The organism is Allonocardiopsis opalescens (genome assembly GCF_003002095.1).
GTDB classification, from domain to species: Bacteria; Actinomycetota; Actinomycetes; order Streptosporangiales; family Streptosporangiaceae; genus Allonocardiopsis; species Allonocardiopsis opalescens.
The window spans coordinates 270,968-294,596 of sequence record NZ_PVZC01000003.1 but is presented as its reverse complement, the minus strand read 5'-3'; the positions used below and the strand labels follow the sequence as shown (position 1 = coordinate 294,596).

General features: G+C 72.6%; 24 protein-coding genes and 1 pseudogene. 13 read left to right on the top strand and 12 right to left on the bottom strand.

The genetic code is table 11. The features are described 5' to 3' along the window. The first annotated feature begins 118 nt into the window (after positions 1-118). The 3 genes from CLV72_RS11465 to CLV72_RS11455 all read left to right on the top strand — a co-directional run bounded on the left by CLV72_RS11465 (position 119) and on the right by CLV72_RS11455 (position 2,420). Complete coding sequence (locus tag CLV72_RS11465) at positions 119-796, top strand: RDD family protein (RefSeq protein ID WP_170140955.1); 678 nt, start codon at positions 119-121, stop codon at positions 794-796. 91 nt (positions 797-887) lie between these two features. Then, positions 888-1,199, top strand: a complete 312-nt coding sequence (locus tag CLV72_RS11460; protein ID WP_106244470.1) for a hypothetical protein — start codon at positions 888-890, stop codon at positions 1,197-1,199. A gap of 168 nt (positions 1,200-1,367) precedes the next feature. Further along, entirely contained in the window at positions 1,368-2,420 is a 1,053-nt protein-coding gene (locus CLV72_RS11455; protein WP_146159424.1) for a hypothetical protein, read from the top strand. A 107-nt stretch (positions 2,421-2,527) separates the two neighbouring features. On the opposite strand, the pseudogene CLV72_RS11450 reads toward CLV72_RS11455, so the two are convergent. From CLV72_RS11450 to CLV72_RS11435, 4 genes and pseudogenes are all read right to left on the bottom strand, one after another. Next, positions 2,528-2,977: pseudogene (locus CLV72_RS11450) on the bottom strand (phosphorothioated DNA-binding restriction endonuclease family protein); the annotation flags it as partial. Between the two features lie 95 nt (positions 2,978-3,072). Continuing rightward, the gene (locus CLV72_RS32795) at positions 3,073-4,182 is read right to left on the bottom strand and encodes an ATP-grasp domain-containing protein (protein ID WP_211302819.1); all 1,110 of its coding nucleotides are present in this window, start codon (positions 4,180-4,182) and stop codon (positions 3,073-3,075) included. 179 nt (positions 4,183-4,361) lie between these two features. Next, positions 4,362-5,942 (bottom strand): MFS transporter, encoded by a 1,581-nt coding sequence (locus tag CLV72_RS11440; protein ID WP_211302818.1) that lies wholly within the window; start codon positions 5,940-5,942, stop codon positions 4,362-4,364. A gap of 115 nt (positions 5,943-6,057) precedes the next feature. Further along, positions 6,058-6,669 carry a TetR/AcrR family transcriptional regulator gene (locus tag CLV72_RS11435; protein ID WP_106244462.1) on the bottom strand — a complete coding sequence of 204 codons (612 nt, stop codon included), beginning with the start codon at positions 6,667-6,669 and terminating at the stop codon, positions 6,058-6,060. A 127-nt stretch (positions 6,670-6,796) separates the two neighbouring features. On the opposite strand from CLV72_RS11435, the gene CLV72_RS11430 reads away from it, so the two are divergent. Next, the gene (locus CLV72_RS11430) at positions 6,797-7,702 is read left to right on the top strand and encodes an SDR family NAD(P)-dependent oxidoreductase (protein WP_245930110.1); all 906 of its coding nucleotides are present in this window, start codon (positions 6,797-6,799) and stop codon (positions 7,700-7,702) included. A gap of 51 nt (positions 7,703-7,753) precedes the next feature. Here CLV72_RS11430 and CLV72_RS11425 read toward each other — a convergent pair whose 3' ends face one another. Further along, on the bottom strand, positions 7,754-8,617 hold the full coding sequence (locus tag CLV72_RS11425; protein ID WP_106244460.1) for an SAM-dependent methyltransferase: 864 nt from the start codon (positions 8,615-8,617) through the stop codon (positions 7,754-7,756). A 134-nt stretch (positions 8,618-8,751) separates the two neighbouring features. Next, positions 8,752-9,609 carry an EamA family transporter gene (locus tag CLV72_RS11420; protein ID WP_106244457.1) on the bottom strand — a complete coding sequence of 286 codons (858 nt, stop codon included), beginning with the start codon at positions 9,607-9,609 and terminating at the stop codon, positions 8,752-8,754. A 368-nt stretch (positions 9,610-9,977) separates the two neighbouring features. On the opposite strand from CLV72_RS11420, the gene CLV72_RS11415 reads away from it, so the two are divergent. Further along, a complete protein-coding gene (locus CLV72_RS11415; RefSeq protein WP_106244454.1) occupies positions 9,978-10,175 on the top strand; it encodes a hypothetical protein in 198 nt (65 codons plus the stop codon). A gap of 27 nt (positions 10,176-10,202) precedes the next feature. Here CLV72_RS11415 and CLV72_RS11410 read toward each other — a convergent pair whose 3' ends face one another. Next, complete coding sequence (locus tag CLV72_RS11410) at positions 10,203-10,556, bottom strand: hypothetical protein (protein WP_106244451.1); 354 nt, start codon at positions 10,554-10,556, stop codon at positions 10,203-10,205. 266 nt (positions 10,557-10,822) lie between these two features. Here CLV72_RS11410 and CLV72_RS11405 point away from each other — a divergent pair, with 266 nt between their 5' ends. Next, positions 10,823-11,386, top strand: a complete 564-nt coding sequence (locus tag CLV72_RS11405; RefSeq protein ID WP_106244449.1) for a hemerythrin domain-containing protein — start codon at positions 10,823-10,825, stop codon at positions 11,384-11,386. Positions 11,387-11,446: 60 nt separating this feature from the next. Here the strand turns inward: CLV72_RS11405 and CLV72_RS11400 are convergent, their stop codons facing one another. Together CLV72_RS11400 and CLV72_RS11395 are read right to left on the bottom strand one after the other, a co-directional pair. Continuing rightward, complete coding sequence (locus CLV72_RS11400; RefSeq protein WP_106245438.1) at positions 11,447-12,121, bottom strand: DUF6766 family protein; 675 nt, start codon at positions 12,119-12,121, stop codon at positions 11,447-11,449. Positions 12,122-12,218: 97 nt separating this feature from the next. Beyond that, positions 12,219-12,584 (bottom strand): hypothetical protein, encoded by a 366-nt coding sequence (locus CLV72_RS11395; RefSeq protein WP_146159422.1) that lies wholly within the window; start codon positions 12,582-12,584, stop codon positions 12,219-12,221. 471 nt (positions 12,585-13,055) lie between these two features. Here CLV72_RS11395 and CLV72_RS11390 point away from each other — a divergent pair, with 471 nt between their 5' ends. From CLV72_RS11390 to CLV72_RS11360, 7 genes are all read left to right on the top strand, one after another. Beyond that, entirely contained in the window at positions 13,056-14,519 is a 1,464-nt protein-coding gene (locus tag CLV72_RS11390; protein WP_146159421.1) for a cytochrome P450, read from the top strand. 200 nt (positions 14,520-14,719) lie between these two features. Beyond that, positions 14,720-15,730, top strand: a complete 1,011-nt coding sequence (locus CLV72_RS11385) for an aldo/keto reductase (protein ID WP_106244440.1) — start codon at positions 14,720-14,722, stop codon at positions 15,728-15,730. A 173-nt stretch (positions 15,731-15,903) separates the two neighbouring features. After that, complete coding sequence (locus tag CLV72_RS11380; RefSeq protein ID WP_211302817.1) at positions 15,904-16,311, top strand: MmcQ/YjbR family DNA-binding protein; 408 nt, start codon at positions 15,904-15,906, stop codon at positions 16,309-16,311. A gap of 86 nt (positions 16,312-16,397) precedes the next feature. Further along, positions 16,398-16,706 carry a glycine zipper domain-containing protein gene (locus CLV72_RS11375; RefSeq protein WP_146159420.1) on the top strand — a complete coding sequence of 103 codons (309 nt, stop codon included), beginning with the start codon at positions 16,398-16,400 and terminating at the stop codon, positions 16,704-16,706. Between the two features lie 369 nt (positions 16,707-17,075). Further along, positions 17,076-19,739, top strand: coding sequence for a class III lanthionine synthetase LanKC (gene lanKC / locus CLV72_RS11370; protein WP_106244436.1), 2,664 nt, complete (start codon positions 17,076-17,078; stop codon positions 19,737-19,739). A gap of 79 nt (positions 19,740-19,818) precedes the next feature. Further along, complete coding sequence (locus CLV72_RS11365) at positions 19,819-19,938, top strand: SapB/AmfS family lanthipeptide (protein WP_106244434.1); 120 nt, start codon at positions 19,819-19,821, stop codon at positions 19,936-19,938. A 508-nt stretch (positions 19,939-20,446) separates the two neighbouring features. Further along, entirely contained in the window at positions 20,447-20,641 is a 195-nt protein-coding gene (locus CLV72_RS11360; RefSeq protein ID WP_106244432.1) for a hypothetical protein, read from the top strand. A gap of 70 nt (positions 20,642-20,711) precedes the next feature. Here the strand turns inward: CLV72_RS11360 and CLV72_RS11355 are convergent, their stop codons facing one another. From CLV72_RS11355 to CLV72_RS31735, 3 genes are all read right to left on the bottom strand, one after another. Continuing rightward, the gene (locus tag CLV72_RS11355; RefSeq protein WP_106244429.1) at positions 20,712-21,182 is read right to left on the bottom strand and encodes a protein-tyrosine phosphatase family protein; all 471 of its coding nucleotides are present in this window, start codon (positions 21,180-21,182) and stop codon (positions 20,712-20,714) included. Positions 21,183-21,258: 76 nt separating this feature from the next. Then, positions 21,259-21,897 carry a hypothetical protein gene (locus CLV72_RS11350; RefSeq protein WP_146159419.1) on the bottom strand — a complete coding sequence of 213 codons (639 nt, stop codon included), beginning with the start codon at positions 21,895-21,897 and terminating at the stop codon, positions 21,259-21,261. Positions 21,898-21,995: 98 nt separating this feature from the next. Further along, the gene (locus CLV72_RS31735) at positions 21,996-23,207 is read right to left on the bottom strand and encodes a hypothetical protein (RefSeq protein ID WP_146159418.1); all 1,212 of its coding nucleotides are present in this window, start codon (positions 23,205-23,207) and stop codon (positions 21,996-21,998) included. Positions 23,208-23,629 lie beyond the last annotated feature (422 nt).

Here is a 23,629-nt window from a genome sequence, read left to right as displayed (position 1 = left end):
GGCGGCCAGGGCCGCCGCCCCGGCCGTCGCCTCTGGACGGCGCCGCGATTCGGCCGCGGAACCTTAGGATGCGCGTACAAACTATCCGTTATCCGCCACCCGACCGATGAGGACCGCCGTGCAGCCCCCTGGGAACCCCGACTACCGCCACCCCGATGTCGCCCCCGGGCGGTACGGCCCGCCGCCCCCGGGCGCGCCCGCCCCGGGATCCGCGTCCGGTCACCCGCCGGGGCCGCCGCCCGGCCGCGCGGCCTTCCCGCCCCCGGGTCCCCCGGCGCCCCCGCCCGCCCGGCCGCGCGGGCCGCAGGACTACCGCGCGGCACCGCCGGCCCCGTGGGGTGTGCGGCTGTTCGGCCTGATCGTCGACGTGATGGCCTTCTGGGCGATCGTCTGGGTGGTGTACTTCATCGGCATGCTCGTCAGCACCCTGATCAGCGTGGCAACCGATGCCGGTTTCCGCGAGGGCACCAGCGACGGCGTGCCGCCCGCGTTCATGATCGGCACCTTCACCACCATCGCGCTCGCGCTGTTCTGCGGCTTCGCGTACTTCTGGCTGCTGACCTCCTTCACCGGCCGCACCGCGGGCAAGCTGCTGACCAACACCATCACGGTCTCCACCGCCACCGGCTTCCCGCCGTCCAAGGGCCGCGCCGCGGCGCGTGCGGCCGTGCAGATCCTGCTCGGCCTCACGCTGATCGGCGCGCTGATCGACTTCCTGCTGGGCGCGAGCAGCTCGCAGATCCGCACCCTGCACGACCGCGCGGGCGGCACCATCGTGGTCCAGCGACGGCTGTAGGCCGGCCGCGCCGCCGCGTTCGCGGCGAGGGTGCGCCGCTTCTGCTTGAGTTGACTCCGCTGGGCGGTTCGCCACGACAGGTCCGGGGGAGATGGAGCGACTGGCGGCGCGGGCCCCTCGGCGGATCGGCGGCTACCGGCTGATCGGCCGGCTCGGCGCCGGCTGGATGGGGCCGGTGTTCCTCGGCCGGTGCGCGCGGGGCCGGCTCGCGGCCGTTCGGATGGTCCGGGCCGACTACGCGGGCGACATCGCCGCGACGGCGGGCGAGGTGTTCGTGGTGCCGCGCTCGCCGAAGGGCCGGGCCGGGAACCCGGCGCGGTTCGTGGAGCGGACCTACCGCGTCCGCGCGACCTCGCGCTTCGCGGGCACCACAGAGAAGATCCTGGCGGCGGCGCGGACCTGAGGCGCGCGGCCGTTCGGCCGGTCCCGGTACTTTAGTCGACTGCCGTCCGCCGGATCGTCGTACCGACGTCGCCGGTCCCGATGCCGTCGGCCGATTCGGCCGGCGCCCCGGCCTCCCTACCGTCGAACCGTCCGTACAGGGGTTTCGCGGTGGTGGGAGGCGTTCTCGGTGGTCGACAGGGCGGGTGGGACGGGCGGCGGGGCGGACGCCGTACGCACGCGGGAGGCGGGCGCGGAAGCGCCCCGGCGGGCGCGGTGGGCGCTCGCGCTGATGCTGCTGGTGCTGGCGCCGATCGGCGCCGAGTACGCCGTCGGCTACGACAGCAGCACCGGGAACCCGGTCGCCCTGGCCACCGGCCTGCTGATCCTGGCGCCGCTCTACGGTGCCCCGGCGCTGCTCATCCACGAGCTGGCGCGGCGCTTCGGGCTGCGCTGGCCGGGAATCCTGGCCTTGGCGGCCGCCTTCGGGCTGCTCCAGGCGGGCGTCATCGACCAGTCGCTGTTCAGCATGGCGGACCCGCGGATCGGCTCCTGGAACGAGCAGCTGCTGCCGACGCTGATCGAGCCGCTGGGCTTCGCCGGCTACAACGCGTTGAACTTCGTGGTCGGCCACACCGTGTGGAGCTTCGGGATCCCCATCGCGCTGGTCGAGGCGGCGGGCCCCCGACTGGGGCGCCGGCCCTGGCTGCGCCTGCCCGGCCTGGTGCTGGCGGTGCTGCTCTACCTGGCGGCGGCCGCGCTGATCCTGTCGGAGGTCGTACCGGGCACCGGGGCCTCGGCCGCCCAGCTGGCCGGCTCGCTGGCCGCGGTGGCGGTGCTCGCCGGATACGCGTTCACACTCGGACGGCGGGCGCCCCGCCCCCGTCCGGACGGCCGCGTACCGGCGCCGCTGGTCCTCAGTCTGCTCGGCCTCGTCGCCGGCTTCGCCTTCAACCTGGCTCCCGAGACCTGGGCGGGGGTGGCCTTCGGCGCCGCGGTCCTGGCCGCCACCGCCTGGGCGGTCTCCCGCCTCGCCCGCTCGCCCCGCTGGTCGGGTGCGCATACCGCCGCCCTGGCCGCCGGAGCGCTGGCCGCGCGTGCGCTCATCGGCTACTTGGCGGACCCGATCGGCGAGGTCCCGCAGGCCGCCCAGTACGCGCACAACACCGTGATGGTCCTCGGCGCCGTACTGCTGGGCACCTGGCTGGTGCGGCGGAACCGCCGCCGGGACACGGCGGCGTGACGGGTGGGCGCCGGGCGGCCTACGCGGCCGCCCGGTGCTCGCTCGGCCCGGACGCCGCCTGGTCGGCAGGCCGTCGCGGGAGCTTCCCGGCCGGCCTAGGCCGCCTGCGCCGGGTCCAGTCCGACCTCCCGGCAGATGTCGGCGTGCTGCTGTGCGGGGAAGTGCTCGGCCAGCAGGAAGCGCACCAGCCGGGCCGGCAGCCCGGGATCGGCCGCCAGTTCGCGCAGCAGTTCGGGGTGCAGGCGGCCGGTGGCGCGGCTGCTGCGCAGCGTGCGGGCCGACGGGCCCGGGCTGCCCGGGCCCTGCGGGGTCTCGACCGTCCAGAGGCGGTCGTCGTTGGCGAGGTGGTGGAAGGGGTGGTGGGCGCCGCCGTAGCGCTGCGCGGACGCGAAGCGGTGCAGCAGCGCGTCGACGGGGTCCTCGGCGGTCGCGAAGGGGATCGGCGCGCCTCCGTCACGCTGGAAGCGCCCGAGCGCGAACAGCAGCAGCAGCGGCTTTCGCGGCGCGCGCTCGCCGCGTCCGATGCGCATGGCGCGCACCCGCTCCATGGCGTCCACCCGGACACGCTAACGGGCGGCAGTGACACCGGCCGGGCGTGGACTTGTCGACAAAGCGCCAGGTCGCCATGGGGATTCCCGGGGTTTTCGCGGCGCTATGGCCGGCTCCGGACGAACGGCCGGTCGCGGGCGGCGACCGCGGCGCGCGGTCCGGCGGCGCGCAGCACCGTGTCGAGGACGCCGTCGGGCTCGGCCGCGTAGGCGCTGCTGAACCAGGCCATATTGGCCTCGACCACCCCCCAGCCGCGCACCGAGCCGGTGACCGGGTCGGCCACCGGCCCCACGTCCACCACGACGGCGCTGGGCAGCGTGCCGCCGTGCGCGGCGAGCAGGTCGGCGGTGAAGCCGAGCACGGCGGCGCGGTCGGGGTGCCCCGCGAGCGGCCGCGCGTCCAGCACGCCGTGGGTGGCGTACTGGCTGCCGGCGCGCACCTCGCCGTCCAGCAGGAACAGCCGGAACTCGCGGGTGAAGGCCACCACCTCGGCGATCTGCACCGGTGTGCCGGCCGGCAGCCCGATCTCGGCCAGCGCACCGCCGCCGGGGTAGACGGCGGCCGGGAAGCCCTTGTCGCGCGGCGGCTTCACGAAGGCGGGCCGGGTCAGCCGGCGCGCCTCGGCGAGGGTCGCGGCCGTCACGCGCCGGCGGGTGACGGTCTCGGGCAGGCCGGTGAGCCAGTCCTGGTCCGCTTCGAGCAGCGCCAGGTCCAGCTCCGCCGCCACCCGGCGGGCGTACCCGGGCCCGCCGTAGTAGTGGACCGCCCGGCCGCGCAGCCCGGCGGGCGGCCGCCCGTCCCCGGGCAGCCCGACCACCTCCATGCCGCGCCGACGCGCCGCGCCGGCCAGCAGCTCGGCGGTCGGCGTGTACCAGGGGGCCAGCGCCAGCGGCCCGGTTCGCTCCACGGTCGCCCATGGTGGCGCGGCCTCCGCCGGAGCGCCACCGGGTTCCGGGGCCGCGCGGGCGCTCAGCGGATCGGGGCAGTCCGGGCCAGGGCGCCCATCGTGGGCGGCTCGGACAGGTCCCAGCGTCTGGGCGCGCACGTCATGGATCGTGTTGGTGCGGCTCACGCCGGCGATCGTCGGGACGGCGAAGCGGACGCCGTCGACCAGCGCTGCCCTGACGCCCATCGGGGACGGGAGCGTCGCGGACATGGCCGGGATGTAGGAGTCCCGCCCGGACGGGCGCCCGGCGCCGCCGGTGTACGTCATCTGGCTCCGGGCGACCGGCTCACGGACGCGCCGCCCATCGGGTCCGGCGATGGACCCGATGGGCGGCGGGCTCCCCGCCCCAAGGCGCCGAGACCTCGAAATGACGCGAGGCCGGCCCGCCCCGAAGGGCACGGCGGAGCCGGGCGGCCGCACGGCGCCGCCCGGCCGTCCGCCCGGATCTACGGCTCGGGCACCGGAGCCGCCGCGGCGGGCTCGGTGCCGTCGGTGTCGGGGACGTGCTCGGCGCCGGAGCGGACGTCGCGGAGCAGGACGCCGAACATGACCGCGCCCAGCGCGGACAGCACCGCGGCGAGCGCGAAGCCGGTCTGCGCCGCGGCGGTGAAGGACTCGTGAGCCGCGGCGAGCAGGCCCTCGGCCGTGCCGGCGGGCAGGTCGGCGGCTGCGGTGCCGGCCGCGCCGACGCTGTCGAGCGCCGCCGCGGCCGCCTCGGGCGGGACGTCGCCGGGCATGCTGCCGGCCAGCGCGGACCGGTAGACCACCATGCCGGCGCTGCCCACCAGGGCCATGCCGAGGGCGCCCCCGAGTTCACCGCTCACCTCCTGCATCGCCGAGGCGGAGCCGACCCGCTCCGGCGGCGAGGTGGCGAGGATGAGGTCGCTGCCCAGCGTCCAGGTCGGTCCCTGCCCGAACATGGCCAGCAGCAGGCCCGACAGTGCCACCGCCAGGCCGAGACCGTCGCCGGCCACCCCGATCAGCAGGTACCCGGCGGCGCTGAGCAGCAGCCCGCCGCCCATGGCGTACGCGGGGCGCATCCGGCGGGCGAGCGCGGGCGCGCTCATGGTGCCGACCAGGCCGACGGCGGCGGGCAGCACCATCAGCAGCCCGGCCTCCAGCGGCCGCAGGCCGAGCACCGACTGGAGGTACTGGGCGAGGAAGAGTTCGGCGCCCATCCCCCCGATGCCGACGGTCACCACGCCCACCAGGGAGACGCTGAAGGCGCGGTTGGCGAACAGGCGCAGGTCGAGCAGCGGGTCGGCCAGCCGCAGCTGGCGGCGGACGAAGACGGTCGCCGCGAGCGCGCCCAGGGCGGCCACCGCCGTCGGCACCGCGCCGAACCCGTGCTCGGCGGTCTCCTGGATGCCGTAGATGATGCCGAGCATGCCGGCCAGCGACAGCAGCACGCTGGGCAGGTCGAGCGGTCCGACACCGGGGGAGCGGTGCTCGGGCAGCACGAAGGGGCCGACCGCCAGCAGCACCAGGACTGGCGGCACGTTGATCAGGAAGACCGCGCCCCACCAGAAGTACTCCAGCACGATGCCGCCGACCAGCGGACCGAGCGCGGTGCCGACGGTGAAGGTGCTGACCAGGATGGCGATGGCCAGGGTGAACTGGCGGCGGTCGCGGAACATCGGCCGCAGCAGCGCGTAGACGGACGGCATCAGGCTCGCCCCGGCCACCCCGAGCAGCGCCCGGCTGGCGATCAGCGCTTCGGCGCTGGTGGAGAAGGCGGCGAAGACGGAGACGCCGGCGAAGGCGGCCGAGCCGACCAGGAGCAGCCGCCGCCGTCCCACCCGGTCGCCGAGCCGCCCCATCGTGATCAGGAAGCCGGCGATCAGGAAGCCGTACACGTGCATGATCCACAGCATCTCGGCGGCGCCCGGGCGCAGGTCCGCGCTGATGGACGGCATGGCGAGCAGCAGCACGGTCATGTCCACGGCCAGTATGAACAGCGGCAGCACCAGGACGGCCAGGCCGAGCCACTCCCGCCAGCCGGCCCTGCTCGGGGCGGGCGTCGTCATGGGGTACCTCGTTTCGGTAGGGAGCCGGCCGGTCGGCCGGGCACTACCGAGGAGGCTAGAAGCTCAACTTTAGTTGAGGTCAACCGCCGCGGCCCGCCGGATGCCGCGCCGCCGGTCAGCCTGCCGCGATCCGGTCGAGCCGCGCGAAGGCGTCGTCGAGCGCTGCGGGCAGCGCGCGCGGCTCCGCCGCGACCTGCGCGGCGGTACGCAGGCAGGCCAGCACGAGCTGGGTGGCGAGCACGGCGGTGGCCGCCGAGGCGCCGCACTCGACCAGCACCTCGGCCAGCGCGGCGGCCTGCCGCTCCTGTTTGAGCAGGTGGCGGGCGTGCAGCTCGGGATTCTCCCGCAGCAGTCTGGCGGTCAGCGCCGAGCGCTCGGGATCCTCGGACCAGCCCGGCGGGCCGTCCGCGATCCCGGCCCGGATCACCGCGACGGCCGCGCCCAGGCGGTCGCCGAGCGGCCTCACGTCCGCCGCGGCCGCGCGCATCGCCGCGACCAGGTTCTCGACAGTGCTCTCGTCCTCGGCGAACAGCACCTCCTGCTTGTCGCCGAAGTACCGGAAGAAGGTGGTGCGGCCGACCTCGGCCCGCTCGGCGATCTCGGCGACCGTGACGGCGTGGAAGCCGCGCTCGGCGAACAGCTCGTAGGCGGCCGCGACGATCGCGGCGCGCGCCCGGCGCCGCTTGCGGGCGCCGAGGGAGCCTGCGGCGGCTGCGTTCTCGGGCATGGGCCCAGCCTATCCAACCGGAACTCGGTACATTATGGTACCGAGTACCACTTGGAACCGAGTTCAGTACTACGGCGGACCGGTCCGGCGCGCCCGCGTCCGGCCGGTCCCGGCGGAAGGACGGCCCATGGCCATTCCCGACACGCACATCGACATGACCGGCAAGACCGTGGTGATCACCGGCGCCAGCTCCGGCATCGGCGCCGCCGCGGCCCGGCGGCTGGCCGCCCAGGGCGCGACCGTGGTCCCCGTCGGCCGCTCGCCCGAGCGCACCGCGAGCGTGGCCGCCGAGATCGGCGCCGAACCGCTCGTCGCCGACTTCGCCCGCCTCGACGAGGTGCGCGCGCTGGCCGGCGCGCTGCTCGACCGCTGCCCGCGCATCGACGTACTCGCCAACAATGCGGGCAAGCTGTTCGCCCGCCGCCAGGTCACCGGCGACGGCCACGAGCTGAGCTTCCAGACCAACCACCTGGCGCCGTTCCTGCTGACCACCCTGCTGCTGCCCCGGCTGCGCGAGAGCGCCCGCGAGGCGCCGGTCCGGGTGATCGCCACCTCCAGCCTGGGCAACCGCTTCGGACGGCTGCGCCTGGACGACCTGGAGTGGGAGAAGCGGCGCTACGGCGGCGGCTGGATCGCCTACTCCACCACCAAGCTGATGAACATCCTGTTCACCCGCGAACTGGCCCGGCGCACCGAGGGCTCGGGCATCCTCGCGGTGAGCTTCCACCCCGACCCCGGCGAGCGCGTCCCGAGCACCCGCACCACCTACACCCGCTTCGCCGAGAGCTCGCCGCTGTCCCGGCTGGTCGCCCGGTCGCCGCTGCGCGGCATCGGGCTCACCGGCGAGGACGGCGCCGAACCGCTGATCTGGCTGGCCGCCTCCCCCGAGGTGGCCGGCGCCGACGGCGCCTACTTCCACGGCTTCCGGCGCGACGCGCCGGTGCACCGCCAGGCCGACGACCCCGAACTCGCCCGCCGGCTATGGGAGCGCTCCGCCGAACTGGTCGCCCCCTACACCCGCACCCCCGCCTGACGCGGCGGCGCCCGGCCCCGCGCGGGGACCGGGCGCCGGACGGCGCGGGCCCTACGGCTTGACGGCGACCCCCGCGTGCTCCCAGAGCCCGATCGAGGGGTCGGCGGGCCGCCTGCGCGGGTCGAGCGCGGTGCGCCAGGTGGACGCCTCCACCACCCCGGGCTCGATCAGCTCCAGGCCGTCGGCGATCCGCTCGGCCTCCTCGGGCGAGCGCACCCGCCCCCACTCGCCGCCGAAGCCGAGCACCTTCTCGGTCACCTCGGCCGCACGCGCCGGGTCGTCGGAGACGATGTGCGAGAACACCAGGTGGGAGCCGGACGGCACCCGGTCGAGGTAGCGGCGCATCACCCCGAACGGGTCCTTGTCGTCGGGGATGCAGTGCAGCAGGCTGACGATCATCACGCACACCGGCCGGCCGAGGTCGATCAGCCGCCGCGTCTCGGGATCGCCGAGCACCGCGTCGACGTCGGTCAGGTCGGCGCTGAGCACGGCGGTGCGCTCGTTGTCGGCCAGCAGCGCCCTGCCGTGCGCCAGCACGCTGGGGTCGTTGTCGACGTACACCACGGCGGCGCCGGGGTGCACGCGCTGCGCGATCTGGTGGGTGTTCTCCGCGGTCGGCAGGCCGGACCCGAGGTCGAGGAACTGGTCGACCCCGGCCCTGGCCACCGTGTCGACGGCGCGGCCGAGGAAGTCCCTGTTGGCCCGCGACAGCCAGCGGATCTCCGGGAAGACCGACTTCTCCAGGAAGTCGGCCACCTGACGGTCGACGTCGAAGTTGTCCTTGCCGCCGAGCAGGTAGTCGTAGGCGCGGGCGATGCTGGGCACGGTGTGGTCCAGCTTGACCGGCTCCCAGGCGTCGTCCTCGGCGAACGAACCGGGTTCGGGGATGGCGTCCAGGTCGCGCGGGGAAGTCATGGCGACGTGGCTCCTTTCGGCGGCCGTCGACCGGCGCGGGCGCCGCCCGGTCGGTTCCGGCCACGCTACCGTGACACCTGCTGACAGTTCAGCACGAAACCGGCGGCGCGCCCGGTTTCCGGCGGCCGCGCCGCTCAGCCGACGGATATCAGCACGACGGCCGCCGCCGCGCCGCCCAGGCCGGCCAGCTGCGCCCCGCTCAGCCGCTCGCGGAGCGCGGTGAGCCCGAGCAGCACGGGGATCGCCGGGTACATCGAGGTCAGCACCACCACGACGGGCAGCTCGCCGGCTCCGGCGGCCAGCGCGTAGGACGCGATCGCGGCGGCGCTCACCAGCCCGGTGCCCGCCGATCCGGCCGCCACGGCGAAGGGCATCCGCAGCCGCGAGGGCCGCGCCAGCACCAGCGGCAGGATCGTCAGCACGGACACGATCCGGTTGGCGGCCAGCGGCCACAGCCCGGCCGCCGGACCGGCCTGGGCGAGCGCGGTGTACTGGAGCGCGAAGGCCACCCCGGCCAGCAGGGCGGTGCGCACCCCGGCGGTCGGCGCGAGCCCGTCGGCTGTCCCGTCCGCCGTTCGGCCCGAGCCGCTCATCAGCCACACCGCGGGCAGGGAGGCGGCGATGCCCGCCCAGGCCCACACGCCGGGGCGGTCGTGCAGCAGCAGCACCCCGGCCAGGACGGGCAGCGCGACTCCGGCGACCACCGTGAGCGGCACCACCACGCTGAACCTGCCCCGGCCCATCGCGCGGAACAGCAGCGCGGCGCCCAGCCCGGTGCCCACCCCGGACAGCGCGCCCCAGCCGAGCGCCGAGGGCTCGGCCCCGGCCGAGGGGGCGCCCACCGCCAGGGCGAGCACGGCGGCCGTGCCCGCCACCTGGCCGAGCAGGGCGACCGCCGCGCTGTGCGCGCGGCGCGAGAGCAGCCCGGCGAACACGTCGGTGAGCCCGAAGCACACCGCCGAGACCAGCGCCGGACCGACGCCCGCCGTCACGGGACGAGCGGTCCCGGACGGGTCCGCGCCGCCGCGGCGTTCGCTCGATCATGCATGACTCATGCATAACACAGCGGGTACGCGACGGCAAGCATCTGGCCTCATGGGAATCGAGAGGAAGCCGAGAGCCGGTCGTTCACCCGACAGGCTCGGGTGGGAGAGAGCGCGACCGGCAGGGGAGCCGACGACGCGTCTCGACGCGGCCGCCCGGGGTGGGCCCTCGCCCATGTCGACCGCGGACCGTCGGGGGCGCGGGGCGAAACATCACAATCGCCGCGGACCAGGTCCGGGGCCGGGGCCGGAACCGGCCGCCTCCGGCGGGCCCCTGGACGTGACCGCGGCCCCCCGACCGGGTAGGAGAGCCGGTTATGACCACCCCCGCTGACCGCAACCGGCGGGAGGGCGACGAAATCGACTGGGCGGAGCTGGACGACGACGACCTGCTCGCCGCGGCACGAAAGCTGATCGGGTCCGCCCCCGACGACCCGAGCGTGCAGGCGCTCTTCCGCGCGATCCTCGACGCCCCCGCCTCTGGAGACGGCGCCGATGCCGAAGACCCCCGCTGAACCCGGCGGCGCCGCGGCCGCGCCCCCTCAGGTGGGCCAGGCCACCTGGCGGCCCGGCCAGTGGCCGGCCACGCCTGCGCCGCCGTGCCCGGGCTGCGGCTGGCGCCGGGTGAAGACCGGCTCGTCCGTCATCGGCCCGGCCCCCGGGTCCTCCTCCTCGGCCGGATCCGACCACAGGCCGGCCGGGATGGTGAAGTACGACGGCCACTCCTCCTGCTCGCCGTCGTCGGTGTTGACCGTGTACCAGTAGACGCCCTCGTCCTCCGGCCGCGCCGTCACGACGGTGGCGGTGCCGTCGCGCAGGTAGGCGTCGTCGTTCTCTCTGGCGTGGTGGACGCGCGCGCCCCGCGGATAGGGGTGCGGCGGGATCGAGTGCAGCATGGCGGTGGGCCTTCCGGTGCGGTGCCCTACCGCGCGACCCCCGGCGCCGACGGGTGGTCGGCGCCGGGGGTCGGCGGACGGACGTCGTCGGACCTGCGGCAGGTCCCGGCGCCGGCCCACTCACCAGCCCGCACGCTGGTCAAACATGCCCCAACCGCCGCTCGGGCCACACCCGTCGCGGCCGCCGCCCGGGCCTGCGGCGGGATTCGCCGCTCCGATCGCGGGCAGGCGTACCGCTCCGATGGACGACCCCCGAGGAGGACGCCATGACCGAGCGGACCGACCGTGACCTCATCGAGGTGATCATCTCCGACCACCGCGAGGTGGAGGCGGTCTTCGCCCAGCTTGAGGCGCCGGGCACCCCGCCCGAGCACCGCAAGCGCCTGGCCGACCACGTGATCGCCGAACTGGTGCGGCACTCCGTCGCGGAGGAGCAGTACATGTACCCGGCGGCGCGGCGCGCGCTGCCCGACGGCGACGAGATCGCCGACCATGAGATCGAGGAGCACGCCGAGGCCGAGCGGGTGATGAAGGACCTGGAGGGCCTGGAGCCGACGGACCCGCGCTTCGACGAGGCGCTGCGCACGCTGATCGACGACATCCGCCACCATGTGGAGGAAGAGGAGACCGACCTGCTGCCCCGGCTGCGCGAGGCGTGCTCGGCGGAGGAGCTGCGCTCCCTGGGCCGCAAGGTCGAGGAGGCCAAGAAGCGGGCGCCGACCCGCCCGCACCCGTCGGCCCCCGACAAGCCGCCGGCCAACATGGTGCTGGACGCGGGAGCCGGGCTGATCGACCGGATGCGCGACGCGCTCACCGGCCGCAAGGTCTGAGGCCGCCGCCCACCGTGCCCCGGGCCGTGCGCCCGGGGCACGGGCGCGTCCGGGGCGGCGTCAGTCGCCGGCGTCGGTGGCGCCGTGCGACTCCCCCACCGGCTTGGACTCGGGTGATCCGCGCTGGCGCAGGTAGACGGCGAAGATGGCCATGGAGGCGACGGCCAGGAACTCCGACTGCCAGTTCTGCAAGGTGCGGCTCCAGAAGTCGGCGCCGGTGACATAGGCGAGCCAGCCGACCGGGTCCTGGAGCTGCTCGATCCGCTGCGCGTTGTAGGCGGCCCGCCCCGCGATCGACTGGGCCAGCCACGACAGCGCGAAGACCGCCCCCATCAGCAGGCCGAGGGAGTGGCCGAACAGGGTGCCGGGCAGGCCGCGCAGCCGGGCGGCGTCGGGGCTGCCGGGGCGGGCGTGCGCCGCGACGCGCTGCTCGGCGTCGGACTCGGGGCCGATCTTGCCGACCGGCTTGGACTCCGGCGAGCCGCGCTGCACCAGCCAGACCGTCAGGTAGATGAGCAGCAGGAACTGCAGGTACTCCGACTGCCAGTTCTCGGCCGTGTCGACGGCGAAGTCGGAGGAGGTCAGGTAGTCGCCGAAGGTGATCGTCGCCCCGCCCTGCACGAGCTGCTGGTCGTTGAACTCGGCGAAGCCGGCGACGGCCTGCCCGGCCAGCGAGCACAGGAACAGCAGCAGGAAGAACAGGGTGAGCCCGTTGTCCCTGATGAAGCGCGGCATCACCGCCCCTTTCACCGCTGCAGCAGTCCGATGGCGATGAAGTAGCCCAGCCCGGCCGCGATGATGACGAGCGTCAGCACGAAGACCACCCGCATGGTCAGCCCTCCACCTCGCACGCGTAGGGCAGGCCCGGCCGGGGCGTGCAGCCGGCGGCGTGCACCAGCCAGCCCTGGGGGAACTCGGTGAGGAACACGGTGTCGCGGTCGAGCCGCACCTGCGCGGCGCCGCTCCACACCTCGGTCGACTCGATCTCGCCGCCGTCCAGGCCGAGCGAGACGATCTCCTCCGGGCAGCCGGAGTCGGCGGAGGCCAGGCTCCGGGCGGCCTCGGGGGTCAGCAGCGCGCAGGCGGCGGCGCCGTCGCCCGCCGCCGCGGCGGCGTAGAGCGCGTGCACGGTGTCCTGCACCGCGCCGGTCTGCTGGGCGGCGCATCCGGTCAGCACCGCCGCGGTCACAGCCGCCACAGCGGCCGCCCTGCGCCTCTCCCGTCGCCCCATACCGCTGCCGTACCCGCGCTGGTCGAGGGTGAACACCGGACCGAGCGGGGGCGCGGCCGGGGCCGGCCGCGCCGCCGGGCCGGGCCGCCGCCATTCCCGCGGCGCGGAATGCGGATCGCGGCGGCATTCCTCCGGCCGGATCCCGGCAATTCCGATGTATGAAATCCGTGAATACCACACCTGGATGGCACCTTTGTGGTAAGGGCGGCAGCCTGCGACGATTCCCGGCGAATGCGTAATCTTGTGCCGTCGATCCGTAGTTTGTACGGTGTGGGGCGTGCTGAATGGACGGCCCCGCGGCGGCTGCCGCCCGGCCGATGCGGCACCGTTTCGCACCATGTGAACGATTTGAACCAAATGCCCAAAACGAGGTGCAGACCCGTTCTCCGCCTAGGCGACGGGCGCGTCCCGCCCCCCTTCTGGGACGAGAGGTGATCCATGAATACGCCAGTGTCGGGATGCCCGTACACCCCGCCGCCGCAGCGCAAGCACACCGAGCCCGTTCCGCTGTACGGCGACTCCTACCACGGCAATCCCGACCTCTGGCAGGAGCTGCGCGAGCAGATCGGGCCCGTCGTGCAGGTGGAGCTTGAGCCGCGCGCCGACGAGGACCAGGAGCCGCTCACCGCCTGGCTGCTGCTGGACTACAACACCAACCTCAGCGTGCTGACCAACCCGCTGCTGTACACCAAGGACTCCCGGGGCTGGCCGGCGCTGACCAGCGGCCGCCTCTCCCCGGCCTCCCCGCTGTACGCCTTCGCGGAATGGCGGCCGAACGCGTTCTTCGTCGACGGCGACGAGCACGCCCGCCTGCGCTCGCCCATCACCGCCGCGCTCGACGCCTACAGCAGGCGGCAGGTCAACCGCGACGTCGGCGCGCTGGCCGACCGGATGATCGACAGCTTCGCGCACCGCGGCGAGGTGGACCTGGTCGGCGAGTACGCGCAGCTCATCCCGCTGTTCATGACCACCCGCCTGATGGGTCTCAGCGACGAGGACGGCTTCGAGGTCGCCCAGGCGATGAGCAACCTCTGGCAGGCGGGCGAGAAGACGGTCGAGGCCCACCTGTGGCTGCAGCAGCGCCTGCTCGACCTCGCCGTCGAGAAGCGGGCCGACCCCGGCGACGACGTCACCTCGATGATGGTCCAGCACGAGAACGCGCTCACCGACGCCGAGGTGCGCGACCAGCTGATGCTGCTGTTCGCCGCCGGACACGAACCGGCCAAGAACGCGATCGCCAACACGCTGTTCATGCTGCTGACGAAGCCGGAGTTCCGCGGCGCCCTGGCCACCTCGGCCAGCCTGATCCGGGAGACGCTGGACCAGAGCATGTGGCTGCACCCGCCGCTGAAGTGCCTGATCAGCCGGTACGCCACCCGCGACGTCCAGCTGGGCGGCAAGGAGATCAGAACCGGCGACGCCCTCGTGCTCGGCTTCGCGCCCGCCCACGGCGACCCCGCCCTGCTCGGCGGCTCCGGCGAGTCCCCCTACAGCCTCACCGCCACCAGCCGCGCCCACCTGATGTGGGGCGCCGGCCCGCACAAGTGCCCGGCCGACACCTTCGCCCAGCACATGGTGATCGGCGCGATCGAGCGGCTGATCGACCGCATCCCCGACCTGCGGCTCGCCGTACCGGCCGAGGAGGTCGAGCGCAACGACTCCCCGTGGCTGGCCGGGATCACCGCCCTGCCCGCGACCTTCTCCCCCGTCCGGCCGGCCCGGGAGGCCGAGCCGGCCGCCGATTCCGACGACGCCGCCCCGGACGGAGAGCCGGGGAACCCGCCGCACCTCTCGTCCTCGGTCCCCTCCATCGGGACCTCCGCGCCGGAGCCGCCCGCCGCGGAGCGGCAGGGCCTGTGGTCGCGCTTGAACGCCCTGGCCCGCTGGCTGTCACGGCGCTGACCCGCGGCGGGGGGGCCGCGGCCCCGGGTGGCGCGTGCACCGCCGGACCGGCTCGCCGCCCTCGGCGGCCGCGCCGACCGGAAGGGGCACTCCGCGCGCCGACGCCGCGGCCCCGTCCGGCGGGCGCCGTCGCATGCCGTCTTGACCTGGACCGCGCTCCAGTACCTAGCGTCAAGCCAACGCACGACGTGGAGGTACACGTGAAGACTGTGGAACTCGGCCGGACCGGCGAGCAGGTCAGCCACCTCGCCCTCGGCTGCATGCTGATGGGCACCACCACCGACGAGCCGACGGCGCACCGGATGCTCGACCGCTACCTGGACGCCGGCGGCGGCTTCCTGGACACCGCCAACTGCTACGGCTGGTTCCTGCAGCGCGGCAGCCGGGGCGGGGAGAGCGAGTCGGTGCTCGGCCGCTGGATGGCGCGGGGCGGCCGGCGCGACCAGGTGTTCCTCGCCACCAAGGGCACCGCGATGGTGCGCGACCCCGACGCCGCGTGGGCGGGGCGCGACGACCCCGACTGGACCATCGCCCGCCGCGACTTCGAGGGCGCGGGCGCGCAGACCCTGCGCCGCAACATCGACGACAGCCTGCGCCGGCTGGGCACCGACCACATCGACCTGTACTACGTGCACGTCGACGACCTGTCCACGCCGCTGGAGGAGACCCTGGAGGCGCTGGCCGGGATCGTGCGGGCGGGCAAGGCGCGCTACATCGGCTGGTCGAACGTCCGGACCTGGCGGCTGGAGCGGATCCGAGGGCTGTGCGAGCGCAACGGCTGGCCGGCGCCGGTCGCCCTGCAGCAGCAGCACAGCTACCTGCGGCGCCGGGCCGGGCTGGAGCACGTCTCCATCGTGGACGACGAGCAGTACGACTACCTGCGCCACCACGACGATCTCACCCTGGTCGCGTACTCGCCCATCCTCAAGGGCATCTACGACGACCCCGCCAAGCGCGAGGGCCACTGGGCGATGGACCCCTACCAGGGCCCGGACGCCGACGCGCGGCTGGCCGCCGTCACCGAGATCGCGGCCGAGGCCGGCGCGACCCCCAACCAGGTGGTGCTGGCCTGGCTGATGCACCAGGAGCGGCCGAGGGTCGTCCCGCTGGCCGGCCCCAGGACGCTGGAGCAGCTGGAGGCGGCGCTGCCCGCGCTGGACGTGAAGCTCACCGAGGAGCAGCTGGCGCGGCTGGACGCGGCCGGGGCCTGAAGCGGCCGCCCGGCCGGAGCCGGGCGGTGGCGCGGCGCGCGAGGCCGGACGGAGGCCGCCGCGCGTCCGCGCCGCTATCGGGGGAGCGCGGCGGGGTCCGTCCACAGCCTGTGGACGGACCCCGCCGCGCGGCGCGGCCTTGCGGTGTCGGTACCGGATCCTAGGCTGGCCGGATGGACATGACCTGGACGGACGCCGACGTCAGCGCGGCGCGCACCCGTGTGGCCGACCTCGTCGCCGGGCTGCCCGGCACCACCCAGGACCAGGCCCAGGGCCACACCGGCTACCTGGTCCGCAAGAAGCGGTACGCCTGGCTGGAGGTCGACCACCACGGCGACGGCAGGCTGGCGCTGTGGATCAAGGCCGAGCGCGGCGAGCAGGAGGCGCTGGTAGGCGCCGACCCCGAGCGCTACTTCGTGCCGCCGTACCTCGGCCCCAGCGGCTGGGTGGGCGTGCGGCTCGACCCCGCGGCCCGTCCCGACTGGGACGAGATCGCCGCCCTGCTCGAAGCGGGTTGGCGGCTGAACGCGGGCAAGCGCGCCGTGGCCGCCTACGACGCCGAGCACCCGCCGCCGGCCTGACCGCTCCCGGCCCCCGCCGCGCGTTGCGCTCCCCGGCCGGGGGCTGGCAGCCTGGTGTCTTCGCGATCATGCAGGGAGCGGCCCCGATGGACAGACCGCAGGCTTATGCCACCGGCATGGCGGTCGGCTTCGTTTTCGGCATCGCCATCGGCCTGGCCTTGGACAACATCGCCATCGGCATCGCCTTCGGCCTCGCCATCGGCATGGGCATGGGCACCGCCTTCGCCGCCGGCAAGGGATCCGGCGAGGGCTCCGGCGGCGACGCGTCCGCCGGCGCCCCGCCCGACTCAGGCGGCGGTGAGCCCGCCGAGCCCCCGGCGCCCCCCGCGGCCGCGGACGAGCGGCCCCCGTCCGACGCCCGTGACGACGGCCCCGGCGCCGCAGGGCCCCGCTAGCCGAGCGCCGGAGCGCACCACCTGACACCGGCGGTCGTTGCCGTACCGCGCGGATCCACGGCGCGGCGGCTGTCACGGCCCGGAGCCTTCGTATCACCGGCCGTGTCCGCGACCGCGCCAACCGATCGAACGCGGCCTGCCGACAGCGCCGTAACAATCATTTTTATTTACTTGGGTCAACGAAAACCGGCCGTTAAGCATTCAACCATCCGCCCGCGCCCGGCGATTGCGCATTTCAATGGCGGTCCGACATCACAGAGAGATCAATATGCGAAAGTTTCGATCACCACAGCGAACCTTGACAGGATTTTAGGTCCCCCACATAATCGAACCTGCTTCGACCGCCGAGGAACGACGAGTTGATGATCAGTGAAATTACGCTACTTTCAGTATTGCCTTGCGAACCGTCTTTTCTACGAAGAGCCGAACGGCTGGCGAGCTGATCGCGCGTGTTTCGAGCCGGTCGCCGCCGAACCGCCGCCGGGCTGGCGCAGCCGCAGGAGCGGCCCGTGGTGCCACTACCTCAGGGACGGCGGGCGGCTGCCTGCCCAGGGCTGGAAGATCCATGTCTCGGCCGCCCGCGAGTCGGCCGAGAAGGTGCTGCGGATCACCGCCGACTACTGCCTCAAGCACCAGATCGCCTTCAAGTTCCTGGTCAGCGAGGCGGCGTTCATCTCCAGGAACCTCAAGTACGCCGACCGCGGCGGCAGCGGAAAGTTCATCACGCTCTACCCCGACTCCGACGAACGGCTGCGCGCCGCCCTGGAGGAGCTGTCGGAAGCGCTGCACGGCCTCGGCGGCGCCTACGTCCTCACCGACCTCCGCTGGGGCGAAGGGCCGCTCTACCTGCGCTACGGCGCTTTCACCGAACGGTTCACCAGAAATGAGCTGGGCGAGCCCGTCCCCGCGATCGAGGACCCCGAAGGAAACCTCGTCCCCGACAACCGCGAACCCGTGTTCTCGGTCCCGGAATGGGTCCGGCCGCCGCAGTTCCTGATCGACGCGCTCCAATCCAGGCAGCAGGACGAGGCACCGAAGGACTTCCCTTACGACATCCGATCGGCGCTACATTTTTCGAATTCGGGCGGAATCTACCTGGCGACCGACCGCGGCAGCGGACGCACCGTCGTCCTCAAGGAGGCCCGTCCGCACGCCGGCCTGGACCCGTCGGGCCGCGACGCCGTCGCCCGCCTCCGGCACGAGTGGGAGGTGCTGCGCGAACTGGCCGACGTCGAGGGGGTCGTCGACGCCTACGACCACCTGGTCGTGTGGGAGCACCACTTCCTGGTGCAGGAGTACGTCGAGGGGCGCACGCTCAGCACCGAGATCGCCGCCCGCCACCCCCTGGTGCACCCCGACACCGATCCCGCGGCGGTCGCCGCGTTCACCCGGTGGGCGCTGGACACCACCGCACAGGTCGAGGCCGCGATCGGCCGGCTGCACCGGCGCGGGACCGCCTTCGGCGACCTGCACCCCAACAACATCATGGTCCGCGGCGACGGACGGATCGTGCTGCTCGACTTCGAGCTGGCCGCCCGCGCCGACCAGCCGCGGACCGGCGTCGGCATGGGAGCCCCCGGCTTCTTCCCGCCGGACCGCCGCGACGCGCTCGCCGCCGACCGGTACGCGCTCGCCTGCCTGAAGATCGCGGTCTTCCTGCCGCTCACCATGCTGCTCACGCTCGACCCCAGCCGCGCCGAAGCGCTCGTCGACGCGGTACGGCGCCGCTTCGACGTCCCCGCCGACTGGGCCGAGGGCGTCCTGCGCGATCTGGACCTCGCCGCCGCGCCGCCCTCGGGCACCCCCGGGCAGGTCCGCCGGTCCAGCGCGCTCATCGCCGGCGACGGCGGGCACGGCCCCGACTGGGGCGCGATCGAGGCGTCCGTCGCCCGCGCCGTCTGGGACAGCGCCACCCCCGAGCGCGCCGACCGGCTGTTCCCTGGCGACGTCGAGCAGTTCCGCTACTCCGGCCTCGGCCTGGCCTACGGGGCGGCGGGCGTGCTCTACGCACTCGCGGCCGGCGGGCACGGCCGCCGCCCCGAGTACGAGGACTGGCTGCTGCGGCGGGTCCGCGAGCACGAGGGCCCGCACCGGCTCGGCTGCTACGACGGCCTGCACGGGATCGCCTACGCGCTCGACCAGATCGGCCGGCACGACGACGCCGTGCGCACCCTGGAGCTGGCCCAGCGGGCCGGCACCGCGAACCTCGGCGCCGACCTCTTCAGCGGCCTCGCCGGTGTGGCGCTCAACCAGCTGCACTTCGCCGCCCGTCTGGGCGACCGGGAGCTGCGCGCGGCCGCCCTGGACGCGGCCGGCCGGCTCGCCGCCCGGGCGGCGGAGCGCGCGCGGGGCGCCGAGGGGCGCGACCGGGTGCGGGCCGGGCTGATGCACGGCGACTCCGGCGCAGCGCTGCTCTTCGTGCGCCTGTACGAGGAGACCGGCGACACCGCGCTCCTCGGCCTGGCCGAGCAGGCCCTGCGGCGCGACCTCGCCCGCTGCGTGCACGACGAGGCCCAAGACGCCCTGTACGTCGACGACGGCTCGCGCCGGATGCCCTACGTCGCCGTCGGCTCGGCCGGGATCGGCCTGGTGCTCCGGGAGTTCCTGCGGCACCGCGAGGACCCCGGCCTGCGGGCCGCGCTGGCGCGGATCCGCCGGGCCGCCGAGGCCGAGTTCTGCGTCTTCCCCATGCTCTTCGAGGGCGCGGCGGGCCAGATCGGCTTCCTCGGCCGGCTGCGCGAACCGGGCCGCGTCGACGGCCTGCTGGAGGAGAAGATCGCGCTCAAGCGCGACCGGCTGCACTGGCACATGGTCGGCCTGCACGGCGAGATCGCCTTCCCCGGCGACCAGCTGATGCGCCTCTCGATGGACCTCGCCACCGGCGGCGCCGGCGTCGTGCTGGCCCTGGCCGCCGTCCGCGACCCCTGCGTGCCCCTCCTGCCCTTCCTCAGCGCCGTGCCCGCCCCGGCCGGCCCCGACTCCCCACCACCCCGGCCCCTGCACAGGGAGCCCCTCGAATCGTCCGGCGCCTGACCCAGGCACCGGCGGCCGCCCGGCGCGACCGCGCCACGGCACCCCCGTCGCCCCGGCGACACGAAAGAGAGGAAAGACCATGTCCTTCGTCCTCAACCTGCAGGCCCTGGACGCCCCCGCCGCCGAGACCGAGCAGGACAAGGCCATCAGCTACCTCAGCCTGCTCCTCTGCTTCACCGGCGTCCACTCCGACTCCTAGTCGGCCCCGTGCGGAGCGCCCCGGCGCCCGCACCTGACGGGTGACCGCACGGCCCCGCCCCCAGCGGCGGCCTGACCGTCCGGTCCCCAGCCCCGAGAGCGAGGGGTGGGTCGGAATCGGCGACCCACCCCTCGTCCTCTTCTTCCCGCACTTCCTATCGGCGGCAAACCCCCGTGGGGCACCGAAACGTACGCTTGTACGGCGCGAGGCCGTCCGATGGGCGGCACACGGCCGTACGGGAGCCCGTCCAGCCGCCGGGAGACCACGCGGGCCCGACCCCGCCGCGCGCCGACGACCGTGGCGCGGTGCCGACACCGGCCGCGGTGCAACTCGGTGCCATTGCACCAAGATGCAGGTGCAAAACACACAATTGCCGATCAGAAACGACACGGAGAATGGCACGCTGGTGCGCACCTGAAAGAGATCCTTCCGGTTCTCCTCCGTCCGGCGCGTCCTCGCCCGGGCGGACCGATCGAGAGCCGCCGCCGATGCGAAGGGCCTGCCGTCCATGGGTGTCGTCCTGGCCGCCGCCGTGATCGTCGCGGTGTCCCTGCTGGTAGCGGCGATCGGCGTGCTGGTGGCCCGCGAGACCGACGCCTCCTGGCCCATGGCCGTCAAGGCCGGCGGCCTCGCCCTCACCGCCGCGATAACCGCCCTGTCCGCCCTGGGCGGCCTGTTCGTACTCCTCGCCCCGTACACCTGACCGGCGAGGCCGCGGCCGAACGCTGTGCACACTCCTGGTGCAGCAACCGCCGTCGCCGGCAAGGCGCCGTTCAGGCCGCGGGAAACCGCCGCACCCAGCGACGCTGCCACGGGGTCTCGACAGCCCGGGGATGGTGGTGCTCACGCGTCCAGGCGACGGCGTCCACCGGATCGACCCCGGCCAGCACCGCCATACACGCGATCACCGTACCCGTCCGACCGACCCCGCCCCCGCAGGCCACCTCCACCACCTCCCCGGCGGCCGCCCGCTCGTAAAGGTCCCGAATCGCCCGTACGGCCGCGTCCCGATCGCGCGGCACCAGGAAATCAGGCCACTCGACCCACTCGTGCGCCCACGTCAGCGCTCCCTCATACCGCCGCCGCATCCGCCCCGACCCCAGGTACAGCCCGAACTCCGGCTCAGCTCCCTCCGGCACCGGATACCGCAGCCCCCGCCCCCGCACCCAGGAGCCGTCCGGCAACCGAACCCCACCCACCAGCGGCGCGCCAGCACCAGAACCGCCGGCCCGCTCACCCGTCATACCGTCCATCCGCCCATCTAACAGCGATCTTCTTGGTGGCCGCTCTCGTTGCGCGCTTCCGGATCCAATGAGCGATTCATACCGAATCAGTCCTAGGACCCGAGCCGATCGGATGCCGCGCCACCATGAAGGCGAGGGCGACCGAGACCGCGACGATCATCACCGACCCGCCAGTCGCCAGCCTCAACGCATAGCCGGGAAAACGAGCGTCCACCAAGGTGTTCACATCGGCCTCCGAGACGTAGTCAGCGGGCAGCTCACCGTAGACCGCGCACGCCCCCGAGGAGCCGAAGCCGTAACCTCCGATCAAAGAGGCGGGCGCATACTCCGTGGACGCACTCTCGATCGAGGTGTCGAGATCAGCGCAGACATCACCGTAACCATGGACGAAGAATGCCACCATCCCGGCACTTGACAGCCCGATCACCCCCACGAGCACCGCCACCACCCGAGCGGCACGCGTACGACGAGCCAGCAAGACCGCAGAAACGATGGCCACCGCGCCCAGCAATGACCAGACCGCCACACTCAGAAAGCCGACCGGCAGCACAAGAAGCGCCGTAGCGCCGATCTCGCCCGTTTCTCCGCTCCCCCGGCACCTGAAGGTCATGAGCGGGACGCCACCACCTCCGTCGAAGGTCGAAAAGGGACCACACGCCTCCCGCAGCAGGTAAGGATGCACGAGCACCCCCACCACCGCCACAAGCCCCAGCACGGCGGAAGCAAGAAACGGGACCGACCTACGCATTCTTGACACCAATTTCATGACTACGGTCAGGGAGCCCGGACTTCGGACCCCCTGACCCGCGTTAGCTATCGGTTACGTGGACAATAGTCGGCGCTAGTTGACCCAAACGAGGGAAACGTTCCATTTTCCCAGTATACTGGAGCGCTCCATCCATCGACCATCTGCACACATCCAGGTGCACTGAAATTACGATCCCTATTAGCATACGGCGCACCCTTTTCGCCATCCCCCACCGGAAATTCGCGCTCCGTGTTCAGATCCATACAAATCGATTGAGCCACGCCCGGGCAATCATGGCTCACCGCCTGAGCCCCGGCCCATATTTCGCTCGTCGTCGCAGTCCCGGGAATCATGTACATACTGACGAAATAATTCGCGTCATGCGAGATGTTCACCGGCCGCCCGACACCGATTGCTATCGCATTTCTATTACATGCGTCAGACAGCCGGACATCATCGAGGTACGGTTCGGCACTACTAGGAATACTGGAAGTCCAGGCTTCAATCTGCTCACTTGCCCAATAACCTCTGGAGAAGTGATTCGGATCGCCGTCCTCTACATTCGTACAGAAAGGTCTGATCAGACCTCCTGGATCATTATTATAAAGACTGACCTCTATCTCGATCCCCCAATCGTCAGGCATCAGAATAGGAGAGTGACCCTGTTGAGCATCCCATCTGAACCAGTGCTCGAATAGTCGAACAGGAACAGTGACATCATAGTCCGGCGGCCTTCTGCGAGTCGTTGAATACATAGAAGCCCGGTAGTAGGACGGAGCCCAATTGGCTATATCAATCGACTCTGCTCGACTTTCCGACTCGTCCGACTCCAATGGAGCTGAATCCTGGCGCCCCCGGAGCGCCGAATCAACGTTTATATAACGCGTCGACCGCACGGATCCAGGAACGATATCCTCGATCCGTTCAGGCGTGTACCGATCATCGACATCGACCACGGGAATAGTTATCGATGAAAGCGCTGGCCGATCGACGCCATTGGCGATGAACGCAGCATCCATGAAATCGAGCAATCGATCAGAGCGCTCACCGTCAAAGAAGTACTCTCCCGTGGCGTCACTGTCGGAGAACCGTAGAACCGCGTGTTGCACACTGCCGTTTCGCAGAGCATCTATCACTAATCCCTCTCTACCATCAACCTCGTCATTGAGGGAGATTTCGAGATTCATCGCGATCGAAACAGATTCCCTGCGATCAACTCGCTCCGCCCAGGCGGGCGTTCCCAGAGACGCCGCAAGTATCGCCACAAGAAAGATCACTGGCAGTACGCGCCTTGATCGTTTTAAGTGCATACACAGAAGAGTAATGATTCGAAACTTGTCAATCGATAGTCAAACATTTCATAATACGCAACGTCCGACTTCGGCCAGTAGATTGACATGCTTTTTCGCCGCTGATACCAAGCTTTCACCTTCGCCCCGCACGCTGGAGGGATCAGGGACGGCCGTGCGTAACGGCAGTGACTTCGGAACAGTTTCGGAACAGACCGCCATGGCCAGCCGGTCCCGACCATGTCCAACCGCACACCCGAACACGCCAGAGCCGGCGCCACGCGACGGGTGACACCGGCTCTGACCTGGGCTTCTGGGGACTCCGGCGGAGGGCGTGGGATTCGAACCCACGATGACGGGGATGCCGCCATAGCGGTTTTCAAGACCTGAGGTGAAACAGCACTGAAGTG